The organism is Streptomyces cacaoi (assembly GCF_006539165.1).
In the GTDB taxonomy this organism is placed as follows: domain Bacteria; phylum Actinomycetota; class Actinomycetes; order Streptomycetales; family Streptomycetaceae; genus Streptomyces; species Streptomyces cacaoi.
Genome location: NZ_BJMM01000023.1, coordinates 35824 through 49688 on the forward strand (window position 1 = coordinate 35824; position 13865 = coordinate 49688).

The following is a 13865-nucleotide window of genomic DNA, read 5'->3' on the forward strand; positions in this document are numbered from 1 at the left end:
TGACCTCGCCGTTGAGCTTCCGTGACCAACAGCGGCACCGCTCTTCACCTGGCGTAGCGGACTCCCGGGCCCGGCGCTGCGCCCGGGTGTTCGGGCCGAGTAGCCTGCGCCGGACGCACAGGCAGCGCCGGCGGGGGCCGGCGGTACGAGCGAGGAGTGGTCCGATGGCTCTGCGGAAGCCGACGATGAAGAAACAGGTGGCCGAAGCCATCGCGGGGCAGATGCCCGGTGACCGGCCGCTGGTGACCGTCGCGGCCGTGGCCGGGCCGACGCCGTGGCTCAGCGTGGGGCTCCTGGCCCTGATAGGCCAGCTCCTGACCAAGTACTACTTCATCACGGTCACCGAGCAGGGGCTGCTGCTCCACCGGATGGCCAGGTTCTCGCAGCGTCCCAAGGAGATCGTGCACGCGATCCCCCGCGACCAGGCGGCCGCCCTCTTCGGGGAGATCCAGCTCAACCCGCTGTGGAGCGTCTTCCACATGATGCTGCCGGGCGGCGCCAAGCCGGTCCGGATCAACATCCACCGGATGTGGCGCAACGAATTGCAGGAGATGATCCAGCTCCTGCGGGGCGGCTTCCCCGGTCCGGTGCCCGGCGCACCCTCGCAGATGCCGTACCCCGCCCCGCAGGGGTATGTGCCGCCCACTGCCCCGGCGCCCGCACCCGGCTACGCGCCCCCGCCGCAGGGCTACGCACCCCAGCAGGGCTACGCACCCCCGCAGGGCTACGGCCCGCCGCAGGGCGCCGTTCCGCCCCAGCCCGGCCAGCCCGGCCAGCCCGGCCAGCCCGGCCAGCCCGGCCAGCCCGGACAGGCACAGCCCCCGCAGCCCCCGCAGTACGGCGGGCACTACGGCGCGCCCGCACCGCAGCACCCGCCGCAGCCCCCGCAGGGCAACCCCTACGCCTGACGCCGCACGGGCCCGCACGGTCCCGGGCGCACCGCAGCGCTCCGGCCCGGACAGCCCGCGGCGTGCCGTGGCGCCGGGCGGCGCGCCCGTGCCGCGAATCCGGCCGGGGAGAGCGGCTCGTGCCTCACTCCCCTTCGGGCAGATGGCTGCGGGGCACGACGACGCGGATCCGGGACTGGCCGTGCGGCAGCGCGTCCCAGTCGTCCATGGTGCGGGCGAGGAGCCCCTGTGCCCCGGCGAATCCGATGAGGGTCCCGGCGCGGTAGCGGAAGTGCTCACGGAGCGCGTCGTACGCGTCCGCCTGTCCGGCGCGGCGCCGGCGTCCCGTCGACTCCCGCTCCTCCGCCCGGTGGTAGGTGAAGTCGAAGAAGCCACCGGGCTTGAGGACGCGTCGCACATGGGCCAGGCATTCCACGATCAGCTGGGGCGGTGCGTGGGTGAAGACGTCGTGCGCGTGGGCGACGTCGAAGTGGCCGGCGGGCAGCTGCGCGAAGCGCAGATCGTCCACGAGCGACAGGTAGGGCACCTTGTCCTGGAGGCCGCGGACGGCCAGCATCCGCTGGGCCGCGTACAGGGCCTCGGGTGCGATGTCGACCCCGTGGTAGTGGCCCGGGGCGAGATAGTCGACGAATCGCCATCCCGCGCTGAGGCTGCCGCAGCCGATCTCCAGCAGATGGTGCACGGGCAGCAGACCGTGCGAACGCAGATAGCTGAACTGCAACTCGCCGAGGGCGTCCTGGCGTTCGCGTACCGTCGCGCTCGCCGCGGTGCCCGCCGTCCGGCGTGCGTCCGCCCGGACGACGGCGCGCCGGAAGGCGAGATGGTCGCCGTGCGCGGACCGCAGCAGCCACCGGTTGCGCAGCAGCCGCCCCGCGAAGGCCAGCGCGCGTACCGGCCGGCGTATGCCGCGGCGTAACAGCGCCCGGAGGGCTCGGCGGCGCGGCACACCACGGGGAGGGGTGTCGTGAGGCATGGCGGTGCCCCGCTTTCAGTCGTCGCGCGCCCCGGTGCGTGCGCCCCGCGGACGCGCGTCCTTGCGTCGTGTCGTCCGCCGCCCTCGTCCCCCGGTCCGTGACGGGGCGGTCCCCGTCTTCTTCCCGCCCCGGGCGCTCCCTTCCCCTCGGTGTTCCCCTCGGCACGACAGTGCGTGAGGGAAGGGAAGACAGGGACGCCCGGACACGGGGGCGTACCGGTGAGAAGCTGGAGCCGGCGCTCAGCGCCCGTCCGCGCCTGGGTGCGCCGGGCGGGACCGTCCACGACAGCACGCCGGATCACCGGCGGGGAGGCGGGAGATGACAGCCACGGACGACAGCCGGAAGAAGGCGGGCGAGCCCCAGTGCGCCGCGATGCCGGAGGACTGGCAGCGCGCGCTCGCCGTGGTCGCGCACCCGGACGATCTGGAGTACGGCGTCGCGGCAGCCGTCGCCGAGTGGACGGCCCGGGGCAAGGAGGTCGTCTATCTCCTGGCGACCCGGGGCGAGGCCGGCATCGACACCATGGACCCGGCCGAGGCGGCCCGGGTGCGGGAGGCGGAGGAGCGGGCGAGCGCCGCCGTCGTCGGCGTCACCCAGGTGGAGTTCCTCGACCACCGGGACGGCGTCATCGAGGAGGGCGTCGCCCTGCGCCGCGACATCGCGGGGGCCGTACGCAGACACCGGCCCGACCTCGTCGTCACGATCAACCACCGCGAGACCTGGGGGAGCGCCCCGGGCAGCCCGTGGAACACCCCCGACCACCGGGCGGTGGGACGCGCGACGCTGGACGCGGTCGGCGACGCCGGAAACCGCTGGATCTTCACCGAACAGCTGCGCGCCGAGGGCCTGGAGCCGTGGGACGGCGTCCGCTGGGTGGCCGTCGCCGCCTCCCCGGCCGTGACGCACGCGGTGCCGGTAGGCCCGGAAGCCGCCGCCCAGGGCCTGGCCTCGCTGCGGGAACACCGGGCGTACATCACGGCACTCACCGGTGAGGACCCGGAAGCCTACGTCCGCTCGATCGTGGAGGGCGGCCTGGACATGTACGCGCCCCGTTTCGCCGGGCGCCGCTGTGTCGCCTTCGAGCTGCATCCCTGCTGACGGCCGGGTGCCCGCCCCGGGCGTGCCGCGCCGTCACCCGGGGCGGCCGGGCCGGGCGGCGGCGGGGCGGGCCAGGGCGAGCATGACGGCGTCGTCGTCGAGGCGACCGCCCGCGTGGTGCAGCAGATCGCGCCGGAAGTGGTCCAGGAAGGCGTCCGGGTCGGTGCCGGTCCATCCGGTCAGGCGCTCGGTGAGCGGGTAGAAGACGCCGGCGGAGTCGCGGGCCTCCGTGACGCCGTCCGTGTACAGCAGCAGGAGGTCGCCCGGCGCGAGGCGGAAGCTGTCGACGCGGTAGTCCGGCTGCGCCAGCTCGCCCAGGCCCAGCGGGGGCGCGGGGCGGGGGGCGTGCACGGTCCTCGGGCGGCCGTCCCGCAGCACGACCGGCGGCGGGTGCCCGCAGACGATCATCTCGACCCGGTCGTCGCCGTCGGGGATGTCCAGGACGGCCGCGGTGATGAACGCCTCGCCCGGCTCGGACAGGTCCCGGCGCACGCTCTCGTCGAGGAAGGCCACCAGCTCGTCGAGGACCGTCCGGCGGCGGGCCGCTGCGCGGAACGCGCCCAGCAGCAGGGCGGCGTCACCGACGGCGGTCATGCCCTTGCCCCGGACGTCGCCGACGATCAGCCGGGTGCCCGAGCCGGTGCGGACCGCCCCGTACAGGTCCCCGCCGATCCGGGCCTCCGCCTCGGCGGCGAGATAGAGCGAGGCGACACGCAGCGGCCCGAGCCGTGGGGGCAGCGGCGGCAGGAGCCCGCGCTGGGCGGTCTCGGAGACGTACCGCACCTGCGTCAGTTCCCGGGCGCGGCGCTCCCGCAGGGCGCAGAAGAGCACCAGGCTCAGTCCGACCACGATCAGGGCGGTGAGCTGCGTCTGGTGGTTGGACGAGAGCAGCTCGTCCGGATCGCGCAGCCAGGCGATGGCCCCCTGCCCGAGCACCGCGAGCGCGGCGACCAGCCCCACCGTGCGGGGACCGGCCCACGAGGCGGTGATCGCCGGAGCCGCGACCAGCAGCGGACCCAGGTGCAGATCGGGCGGCACGAGGACGTCGACCACGGTCACCGCGACGATCCACGCGACCGGGACGCTCACCCACGCACGGCCCGCCCGTACCGGCCGACGGGATCCGGTGGGGCGCGGTGACATACCTCTTCTCTACACCGGCACCGCCCGGCCCGCACCGGCACGGCCGGCAGAGCGACCGCGCACCGGCCGGGCCCCGCCGGGGCGCGCCTCACCCCCTCCGGGCGAGGGTGAGCACCGTCAGACCGGCGACGAGCACCAGTACAGCGGCGGCGCCGACGTTGAGCCAGCCGTAGCCGGCCTGCGCGACGACGATCCCCGCCAGCGCGCCGCCGACGCCCGCACAGGCGTTCATCAGCAGATCGGAGAGCCCCTGGACGGCGGCCCGCGCGGGCTGCGGCACCGAGTCGGTCAGCAGCGCGGACCCGGCGACCAGCCCGGCCGACCAGCCGAGCCCCAGCAGGAAGAGACCGGCGGCGGACCGCAGATGGGCGCCGTCGGCGGTACCGGCCAGCGCCGTCGCACAGGCGAACAGCGCGACGGCGACGAGCAGCACACTGAACCGTCCGATCCGGTCCGCCAGCCACCCCATGACCGGGGAGAAGGCGTACATCCCGGTGACATGGCCGCTGATGACGAGCCCGATGAGCTGCACACCGGCGCCGTGCGCGCCCAGGTCGACCGGGGTCATCACCATCACGGAGACCATCACGGTGTGCGAGCCGGCGATCGCGACCAGCGCGGTCCGGGCGGAGCGCGAGCCGGCGACGGCCGCGAGCCCGGCACGCAGCGAGCGCCCCTCGCCCGCGGCGTCCGCCCTCCGGGCGTCCGGCGCCTCCGGTTCCCGGGCGGCCAGCTCCCGCGCGACCAGCAGCGGATCGGGCCGCAGCAGCAGGTGGACGAGGAGCCCGGCGAGGACGAACACCACCGTTCCCCAGACGAAGGCACCGGCGGCCTGCGGAATGCCCAGCCCGGCGACGCTCCGCCCGGCCGGCGCCGCGATGTTGGGCCCCAGGACGGCCCCGATGGTGGTGGCCCAGACGACGGTGGAGATCGACCGCGCCCGGCGGGCCGGTGCGGCGAGGTCGGCCGCCGCGAAGCGGGCCTGGAGATTGGCGGAGCTGCCCGCTCCGAAGGCCGCCATCCCGGCGAGCAGCAGCGGGAAGTTCGCGACGGTCGCCGCCGCGACGACGACCAGTCCGCCGGCCGCGGCGACCGAGTAGGCGACGGTCAGCCCGACCCGCCGGCCCCGGCGGGCCATGAGCGCGGCGAACGGCAGCGACAGCAGGGCGGTACCGATGACGGAGGAGGTGGAGGCCAGCCCCGCGACCGCCTCGGAGCCGCCGATCTCCTCGGCCAGCACCGCTGCCAGGGTCACCGCGGTGGCCACGCCGAGGCCGCCGAGTATCTGGCTGACGACCAGCACCGTCTGCACCCGGCGGCGCAGGGCGTCCAGCCCCGGCCCGGTCCAGGGGGCGGCGGCCCGGCCGGTGCCGGGTATGCCGGCGGGGGCTGTGATGCACCTGTCAGCAGCGTCGGACTGTTCATGCATGTCGGTCACGCGCGCAGTCTGACAGGTGCATCACAGCCGCACCACGGTGTTCCGGGAGGCCCGGAGGCCCGGAGGCCCGGGGGCCTGGAGCCCCGGAGGCCCGGGGGCCCGGGGGCCCGGAGGCCCGGCGGCCCGGAGGTCTTCAGCCGAGGGCGGGCCCGTTGGCTCAGAACAGGGGTTCGGGCAGGATCCCCTCCAGCGTCAGCAGCGCCTGCTTGGTGCCGCGGCCGCCCCCGAACCCGCCCAGCGCGCCCGAGCTCTCCAGTACCCGGTGGCAGGGCACGACGACGGGCAGCGGATTGGCGCCCATGGCGACCCCGACGGCCCGGGCGGCACCCGGCTCGCCCACCCGGACGGCCAGATCCTGGTACCCGACGGTGTGGCCGTACGGCACGCCGGCCGCCAGCTCGCGCAGCACCCGCTCGTGGAAACCGCCGGTCAGCGACCAGTCCAGCGGCACCGAGAACGGCTCACGGGCCCCGTCGAAGTAGCGCTCCAGCTCGGCGACGGCCGTACGCAGGTGCCCGGCTCCGTCGCCCTCGGCGGCCGGCGGCTCCCACGGCAGGGGCGGGGCGCCGAGCACGGCCGCGGCACGCGCGAGGGCCCGGCCCACGGTGCGGCCTTCGGCGTGGAAGACCACATGGGCCAGGCCCTCTCGGGTGGCGACCAGCAGCAGCGGGCCGATCGGCGCCGCGTGCACCGTCCAGACGGCGGCGCGGGCCGGGGGCTCCGCTGCCGCGGCTTCGACAGCTTCGGCGGCTTCGACGGCTTCGACGGCTTCGGCTACGGGGCCCACCGGGGTGTCGGTCATACAGCGCACCCTAGAGCGGCGCACCGACAGCCCCGCCGGCCGCTGCCGCGCGGGTCAGTCGTCCGTGCCGGCGGCCCGGAGGGCGCCGGTGACCACGTCCGGCTTGTTGGAGATGATGCCGTCCACCCCCGCGTCGGTGACCTTGCGGGCCGTCGCGGCGTCGTTCACCGTCCAGGTGAACACCTCCAGCGGCCGGTGGTGCGGGCCGCGTACGGCGTGCACCGCCTTGACGTAGCTCTCGGAGACGTCCTTGTAGCTCGGGTTTATCTGGTCGGCGAAGCGGGCGTAGGAGTTCAGCTCCTCCGGCTTGGGCGTGCCCAGGAAGCCGGTCTTCACCTCGGACCGGTAGTGGTGCACACGCTTGACCGCGTCGGCGTTGAAGCTCTGGACGATCAGCTTGCTGCGGTGCGAGCGGCCGAGCCAGCCCTCGCTCCCCAGCTCGCGGAGCGTCTGCCGCTCGATGCCGGGGTACAGCTCGGGCGACTTCAGCTCCAGCAGCAGCCGCTGCCGGTTGTGGTCCACCCGGTCGAGGAACTGGTCCAGGGTGGGGACCTTCTCGCCCTTGTACCGGGAGTCGAACCAGCCGCCGGCGTCCAGGCCGCGGATCTCCTTCAGCGTGAAGTCGGACACCTTCCAGGGCGAGCGGTCCGGGAAGCGCTGCTCGACGTCGGTCGTCCGCGAGAGCGTCGTGTCGTGCATCACGATCAGCTCACCGTCCTTGGTGCGCTGCACGTCGGTCTCGACCCAGTCGATGCCCATGCTGTGGGCCTTGTCGACGGCGGCGAGAGTGTTCTCCGGCGCGTAACCGGAGGCCCCCCTGTGGGCCACCGGGACCGGGGATCCTTCGCGGACGGCTGTGGCGTCGGCCCGGTCGGCCGCCGTGGCGGTGGGGGCCGCGGTGAGGAAGAGCGCGCTCGTACCCAGCAGCGCACCGGCAGCGGTGACGGTCAGCGGGCGTATCGTCATGCGGAACTCCTCGCATCTGTTTGTGCACGGACTGCGAAGACAGTTCCCGATGCGCAATACAAACAAGCGGGGACAAAGTGGCGTGAAGTTGAACGAGGGACGTCCGGGTCTGTGAGCTGCGGGAGAGCGCAACCGGGCTGCACGGGACGAAATGGCGGTTATCCGCCGGACCGGGAACGTTTCGGTGGACGGGACCCGATGTCGGTGGCGGGTCGTACCGTTGTTGGCATGCGGCCCAACACCGAGATCGAACGCAAGGTGGCGCCCTTCGAGGTCGTCAGCCCCTACCGGCCCAGTGGCGACCAGCCTACGGCCATCGCCGAGCTGGCGCAGCGCGTCACCGCTGGTGAGAAGGATGTCGTGCTGCTCGGTGCGACGGGCACGGGCAAGTCGGCCACCACCGCCTGGATGATCGAGAAGCTCCAGCGGCCGACGCTCGTGATGGCGCCCAACAAGACGCTGGCCGCTCAGCTCGCCAACGAGTTCCGCGAGCTGCTGCCGAACAACGCGGTCGAGTACTTCGTCTCGTACTACGACTACTACCAGCCCGAGGCGTACGTCCCGCAGACGGACACCTACATCGAGAAGGACTCCTCGATCAACGAGGAGGTCGAGCGGCTGCGCCACAGCGCGACGAACTCGCTGCTCACCCGGCGGGACGTGGTCGTGGTCGCCTCCGTCTCGTGCATCTACGGCCTGGGCACGCCGCAGGAGTACGTCGACCGCATGGTGCCGCTCAAGGTCGGCGAGGAGTTCGACAGGGACGCGCTGCTGCGCCGCTTCGTCGACATCCAGTACACGCGCAACGACATGTCGTTCACCCGGGGCACCTTCCGGGTCCGCGGCGACACCATCGAGATCTTCCCGGTGTACGAGGAGCTGGCCGTCCGCATCGAGATGTTCGGCGACGAGATCGAGGCGCTCTCCACGCTGCACCCGATCACCGGCGAGGTCATCTCGGACGACCAGGAGCTGTACGTCTTCCCCGCCTCGCACTACGTGGCCGGTCCCGAGCGCATGGAGCGGGCGATCAACGACATCGAGGCGGAGCTGGCCGAGCAGCTGTCCTCGCTGGAGAAGCAGGGCAAGCTGCTGGAGGCCCAGCGGCTGCGGATGCGCACCACCTACGACATCGAGATGATGCGCCAGATCGGCACCTGCTCCGGCATCGAGAACTACTCACGGCACATCGACGGCCGTGCGGCGGGCTCGGCCCCGCACACCCTGCTCGACTACTTCCCGGACGACTTCCTGCTGGTCATCGACGAGTCGCACCAGACGGTCCCGCAGATCGGCGCCATGTACGAGGGCGACGCCTCCCGTAAGCGGACGCTGATCGACCACGGCTTCCGGCTGCCGTCCGCGCTCGACAACCGCCCGCTGAAGTGGGAGGAGTTCCTGGAGCGCATCGATCAGACGGTCTATCTGTCGGCGACGCCCGGGGCCTATGAGCTGTCCCGCTCGGACGGCTTCGTCGAGCAGGTCATCCGCCCCACGGGGCTGGTCGATCCGGAGGTCGTCGTCAAGCCGACCGACGGCCAGATCGACGATCTCGTGCACGAGATCCGCGCCCGCGAGGAGCGGGACGAGCGGGTGCTGGTCACCACGCTCACCAAGAAGATGGCCGAGGATCTCACCGACTACTTCGTCGAGCTGGGCATCCGGGTGCGCTATCTGCACAGCGACGTGGACACGCTGCGCCGTATCGAGCTGCTGCGCGAACTGCGCTCCGGCGAGTACGACGTCCTGGTCGGCATCAACCTGCTGCGCGAGGGGCTGGACCTGCCGGAGGTCTCGCTCGTCGCGATCCTCGACGCCGACAAGGAGGGCTTCCTGCGCTCGGGCACCTCCCTGATCCAGACGATCGGCCGCGCGGCGCGGAACGTCTCCGGCCAGGTGCACATGTACGCCGACACCGTCACCCCGGGCATGCAGCGCGCCATCGACGAGACCAACCGGCGCCGGGAGAAGCAGCTCGCGTACAACGCGGAACACGGCATCGACCCGGAGCCGCTGCGCAAGAAGATCGGTGACATCGTCGCGGACATCGCCCGCGAGGAGATCGACACTGATGCGCTGCTGGAGACCGGCTACCGGCAGCGGGACGAGACCGGCAAGCAGGGCAAGCGCGGCAAGGGCCAGGAGGGCAAGGCGCCCAAGGAGAAGGCGCCCACTCCGGCCAGGAGCAGCCACGCCAGGGCGGGTCAGCTGACGGACCGCCCGGCCGCCGAACTGGCCGAGACCATCGAGGAGTTGACCGAGCGGATGCGGGCCGCGGCGGCCGAGTTGCAGTTCGAGGTGGCGGCCCGGCTGCGGGACGAGGTCGGCGAACTCAAGAAGGAGCTGCGGCAGATGAAGGAGGCCGGGCTGAAGTAGCCGGCGCGGCAGCCCCCGCCACCTCGGCTTTTCACCGTTCCGGCCGGGCGCCCCGCCGCCCCGTGCGGGGCCCCGCGCAGCCGCCGCGCGGAGTGTTGCAAGAGCGCCACAAACCCGGGGGACCCCCGTCGACCCGTCCGCACCGGTGCGTAGGCTTCCGGAACGGCCGCCGGTCCCGTGGCGGCCGCGCCGACGGAGACTGTCGAGAGGGGACGCACGTGACGGTCAACATGTCCAAGGGCCAGGCGATCAGTCTGGAGAAGAGCGACGGGGGGACGCTGACCGCCGTGCGGATGGGGCTGGGCTGGAAGGCCGCCCCGCGCCGTGGCTTCTTCGGCAAGCGCAGCAAGGAGATCGACCTGGACGCCTCGGCGGTGCTCTTCGCCGACAAGCAGCCCGTCGACGTCGTCTTCTTCCGCCATCTCGTCAGCGACGACGGCTCGGTCAAGCACACCGGCGACAACCTGGTCGGCGGCGCCGGGCAGGGCGGGGACGACGAGGCGGTCATGGTGGACCTCCAGCGCGTCCCTGTGCACATCGACCAGATCGTGTTCACCGTCAACTCCTTCACCGGGCAGACCTTCGCGGAGGTCGAGAACGCCTTCTGCCGGCTCGTGGACGAGACCAACGGCCAGGAGCTGGCCCGCTACACCCTCACCGGCGGCGGCGACTACACCGCGCAGATCATGGCCAAGGTGCACCGCCAGGGCGGCGGTTGGCGGATGACGGCGATCGGCGAGCCGGCCGACGGCCGTACCTTCCAGGACCTGATGCCGAGCATCGCTCCCCATCTGTGAACGTGCGGCGCCGTCCGTGCCGAGGGGGGAGAGGCCGCAGGTGACGGCCGAGCTGGCGCGCGGGCAGAACCATCCGCTGCCCGGCGGCCGGCTGGAGATCCTGGTGTCGGCGGGAACACCCGTGATCGCCGGGGCGACGCTCAACGACGAGCGGGGCCGAATGCGGGACGCACGCTGGTGTGCCCACCCGGCGTCCCCGCGGTTGCCGGGCGTGGAGGTGCTCCGGCAGGCCGCCGCCGAGCACCGGCTCACCGTCGATCCCGCGGCGCTGCCGCAGGACGTGCACCGGGTGAACGTACTGCTCGCGCTGCCGGAGGGCCCCGGCGGGCCGGCCCGGTTCGCGGGGCTGCCGGCCCCGTTCCTCGCCGTCACCGGGCCGGACGGCACGGTGCTGTCTCCTGCACGGTGCTGGGCCTCGGCGACGAATCGGCCGTGGTGGCGCTGGAGTTGTACCGCAGGCAGGGCGCGTGGAAAATCCGCGCCGTGGGCCAGGGGTATGCGGCGGGGCTCGCCGCGCTGCTGGCCGACCAGGGGCTGCCGGACGGCCGGCGGGTGACCAAGGCGGCCATGGCGGCGGTCGCCGTGGGCCGGAACCGCTCGTCCGCGGCCGCCGCCCGCCGGGGACGGGGCCGCGAGCCCGGACGGCGACCCGGCCCGGACTTCCGCCGCAGCGCCCGGCGTCGACTCCACCGGGCCGGAAGAGCGCGGCGGCGTCGACCACCGCCATCCGCACCGCGCCCCCGCTTCCCCGTAAAGGTCCGCCCGCGGCGCGGGCCGGGGCCGCCGGGCACCCGGAGTCGGGAGCGGCCGGGGGCGAGTCCGCGCGGGAGGAACCCGTCGCCGGGGACGCCCCGGGCCGGACGGCGGAGGAACGCCTCTACAACCAGGTCCGGGCCATGTTCGAGGATCTGACCCGCACCGTCGCTGCCTACCGTTCCGCCGTCGACTTCGCCGCCTCCCGCAGGGAACGCGAGCTGGAGCGGACCCTTCAGGATCCGCGCGCCCGCACCGGCCCGGCGGCCGAGGCCGCGCGCGAGGCGGTACACGCCCGGCACGCCGGGCTGGTGGGGCAGGCCCGGGCGGTGCTCGACCGCGATCTGGCCCAACTGCGGGCGGAGTCCGAGGTCATGGAGCCGGCGCTGCCGCCCGCGCCGGCCCGCTGGGACAACCCCGTCTGGCACGCCTACCAGCCGCCCGCCGACCGGCCGACGGCCCTGTGGCTGGGCGACCTCACGCTGCCGGAGGCCCCGGATCTGCGGATCCCGATGCTGCTGCGGCTTCCGCTGGAGCGGGGGCTGTGGGGCGACTCCGGGCCGGCCCGCGCCGAGGACGGCTGTGTCGTCCCCGGCGGGCTGCGCGAGCCGGCGACGCGGACGGCGGTGGCGCTCGCGGCCCGGCTGCTGGCCGTGCACCCCGTGGGCGCCCTGACGGTGCACGTCATCGATCCGGACCGGAGCGCCGGCGAGTCGTCGGCGCCGCTGGCGGAGTCCGGCGCGCTGCACGAGCCCCGGCGGCCGGCGCGCGGGGTGTGGACGCGGTGCTGGACCGCCTCGTCCGGCGGGTGGAGCTGGTGCGGACGGCGGTGCGCCACCACGCGGTGGACGCGCTGCCCGACGACATGGATCTCGCTGACCAGCTGCTGTGGGTGCACGACTTCCCGCACGGCTTCGACGACCGGGCGCTCACGAAGCTGCGGTATCTCGTGGACGAGGGCGCCTCGGCGGGGGTGAGCCTGATGCTGGTCGCCGACCGGCGGGACGCGGACGAGTACGGGCCGGTGCTGGATCCGCTGTGGCGCTCGCTGCTGCGGCTCACGCCCGTCCCCGACGACCATCTCGCCGACCCGTGGGTGGGGCCCGCGTGGCGCTACGAACCGCCGTTGCCCCCGCCGGGCAGCGGGATCGTCCCGGAGGTGCTGCGCCGGCTGGCCGCGGTCCGCCGGGAGCGGGGCGGCTGAGCGGGCACCGCGGGCCTCACCGCGGGCCTCACCATGGGCGTCATCGGGGTGTCACAGCGGGCTCGTCGCGGGCGTTCCCGCCGGTCGGCCGGGGTGAGCGGGCTCACTCCACCCACTCACTTTGCCTTTTCATGGGGTTGCTTTACCCTCTTTTCAACGGAGGGGAGTATTCCCAGCCACGCGACGTCCCCGTCAGTACGGACCGACAGGACCGGTCCCGGGGCGTCGGCCCGATCCGCGCGGTGCGATCTGGTGGAAGAGACCTCCGGCCCATGCTCGACAGCACGCCGGAGGACCTTCATGGACGTTTCCATGGCTGTCTGGGCGCTGACCATCGTCGGTCTGTGCGCCCTGATCGCCGTCGACTTCTTCATCGGCGGCCGTAAACCGCACGAGGTCTCCCTCAAGGAGGCCGGCATCTGGACCACCGTCTGGGTGGTGCTCGCCGTGCTCTTCGGGCTCGGCCTCTTCCTGTTCGAGGGCGGCGGCCCCTCGGGTGAGTTCTTCGCGGGCTTCATCACCGAGAAGTCGCTGAGCGTCGACAACCTCTTCGTCTTCATCCTCATCATGGGGAAGTTCGCGGTCCCGACGGTCTACCAGCAGCGGGTGCTGATGGTGGGTGTCCTGATCGCGCTGGTGCTGCGCGGTCTGTTCATCGCCGCCGGCGCGGCCATGATCTCCGCCTTCTCCTGGGTCTTCTTCCTCTTCGGCGCGTTCCTGATCTGGACGGCCTGGAAGCTCATCAAGGAGGCGATGAGCGACGAGGAGGACGAGGAGTACGAAGAGAACCGGTTCTTGAAGATGGTCGAGCGGCGCTTCCCGTCGACCGACCGGTACCACGGCACCAAGCTGTTCGTCGTCGAGAACGGCAAGCGGCTGATGACGCCGATGCTCGTCGTGATGCTGGCGATCGGCACCACCGATGTGCTCTTCGCGCTCGACTCGATCCCGGCCATCTTCGGCCTCACCCAGGACCCGTACATCGTCTTCACCGCCAACGCCTTCGCGCTGATGGGCCTGCGGCAGCTCTACTTCCTCATCGGCGGGCTGCTGAGGAAGCTGGTGCACCTGTCCTACGGGCTGTCGGTCATCCTCGGCTTCATCGGCGTCAAGCTCGTCCTCCACGCGCTGCACGAGACGGGTGTGCACGTGCCGGAGATCAGCATCCCGGTCTCGCTCGGCGTCATCTGCGGCGTCCTGGTCGTCACGACCGTCACCTCGCTGCTGGCCTCCCGCAAGCAGCGGGGGACGGGGGACGGCGCGGGCGGCGCGTCCGGCGACGGCGGCGAGCAGGACGAGCAGGCCGGACAGGACGCGGACGGCTCGAAGAGCGTTGCGCGCAGGGCCGACATCGAGCCCTGAGCCGCCTCCCCGAACCTCCCGGTTCCGCCCCGGCACTCCTTCCG

At 73.1% G+C, this 13865-nt stretch carries 10 protein-coding genes and 1 pseudogene; 6 read left to right on the forward strand and 5 right to left on the reverse strand.

The features are described 5' to 3' along the window. Positions 1 to 164: 164 nt before the first annotated feature. A complete protein-coding gene (locus SCA03_RS21020; RefSeq protein ID WP_086815602.1) occupies positions 165 to 908 on the forward strand; it encodes a hypothetical protein in 744 nt (247 codons plus the stop codon). 124 nt (positions 909 to 1032) lie between these two features. On the opposite strand, the gene SCA03_RS21025 is transcribed toward SCA03_RS21020, so the two are convergent. Next, positions 1033 to 1881, reverse strand: a complete 849-nt coding sequence (locus SCA03_RS21025; protein ID WP_051846079.1) for a class I SAM-dependent methyltransferase — start codon at positions 1879 to 1881, stop codon at positions 1033 to 1035. A gap of 319 nt (positions 1882 to 2200) precedes the next feature. On the opposite strand from SCA03_RS21025, the gene SCA03_RS21030 reads away from it, so the two are divergent. Further along, on the forward strand, positions 2201 to 2980 hold the full coding sequence (locus tag SCA03_RS21030; RefSeq protein ID WP_170298015.1) for a PIG-L deacetylase family protein: 780 nt from the start codon (positions 2201 to 2203) through the stop codon (positions 2978 to 2980). A 33-nt stretch (positions 2981 to 3013) separates the two neighbouring features. On the opposite strand, the gene SCA03_RS21035 is transcribed toward SCA03_RS21030, so the two are convergent. The 4 genes from SCA03_RS21035 to SCA03_RS21050 all read right to left on the reverse strand — a co-directional run bounded on the left by SCA03_RS21035 (position 3014) and on the right by SCA03_RS21050 (position 7329). Then, on the reverse strand, positions 3014 to 4123 hold the full coding sequence (locus SCA03_RS21035) for a PP2C family protein-serine/threonine phosphatase (protein ID WP_086815603.1): 1110 nt from the start codon (positions 4121 to 4123) through the stop codon (positions 3014 to 3016). A gap of 88 nt (positions 4124 to 4211) precedes the next feature. After that, positions 4212 to 5552 (reverse strand): MFS transporter, encoded by a 1341-nt coding sequence (locus tag SCA03_RS21040; RefSeq protein WP_086815605.1) that lies wholly within the window; start codon positions 5550 to 5552, stop codon positions 4212 to 4214. A 166-nt stretch (positions 5553 to 5718) separates the two neighbouring features. Next, the gene (locus SCA03_RS21045; RefSeq protein WP_030881406.1) at positions 5719 to 6363 is read right to left on the reverse strand and encodes a methylated-DNA--[protein]-cysteine S-methyltransferase; all 645 of its coding nucleotides are present in this window, start codon (positions 6361 to 6363) and stop codon (positions 5719 to 5721) included. 54 nt (positions 6364 to 6417) lie between these two features. After that, a complete protein-coding gene (locus tag SCA03_RS21050) occupies positions 6418 to 7329 on the reverse strand; it encodes a glycerophosphodiester phosphodiesterase (RefSeq protein ID WP_030881410.1) in 912 nt (303 codons plus the stop codon). 228 nt (positions 7330 to 7557) lie between these two features. On the opposite strand from SCA03_RS21050, the gene uvrB reads away from it, so the two are divergent. From uvrB to SCA03_RS21070, 4 genes and pseudogenes are all read left to right on the forward strand, one after another. Then, positions 7558 to 9705 (forward strand): excinuclease ABC subunit UvrB, encoded by a 2148-nt coding sequence (uvrB, locus tag SCA03_RS21055; RefSeq protein WP_030881414.1) that lies wholly within the window; start codon positions 7558 to 7560, stop codon positions 9703 to 9705. 218 nt (positions 9706 to 9923) lie between these two features. After that, complete coding sequence (locus tag SCA03_RS21060) at positions 9924 to 10502, forward strand: TerD family protein (protein WP_030881416.1); 579 nt, start codon at positions 9924 to 9926, stop codon at positions 10500 to 10502. 40 nt (positions 10503 to 10542) lie between these two features. Beyond that, positions 10543 to 12459 (forward strand): annotated as a pseudogene (locus SCA03_RS21065) (TerD family protein). 300 nt (positions 12460 to 12759) lie between these two features. Continuing rightward, positions 12760 to 13821 carry a TerC family protein gene (locus tag SCA03_RS21070; RefSeq protein WP_051846078.1) on the forward strand — a complete coding sequence of 354 codons (1062 nt, stop codon included), beginning with the start codon at positions 12760 to 12762 and terminating at the stop codon, positions 13819 to 13821. The last annotated feature ends 44 nt before the right edge of the window (positions 13822 to 13865 follow it).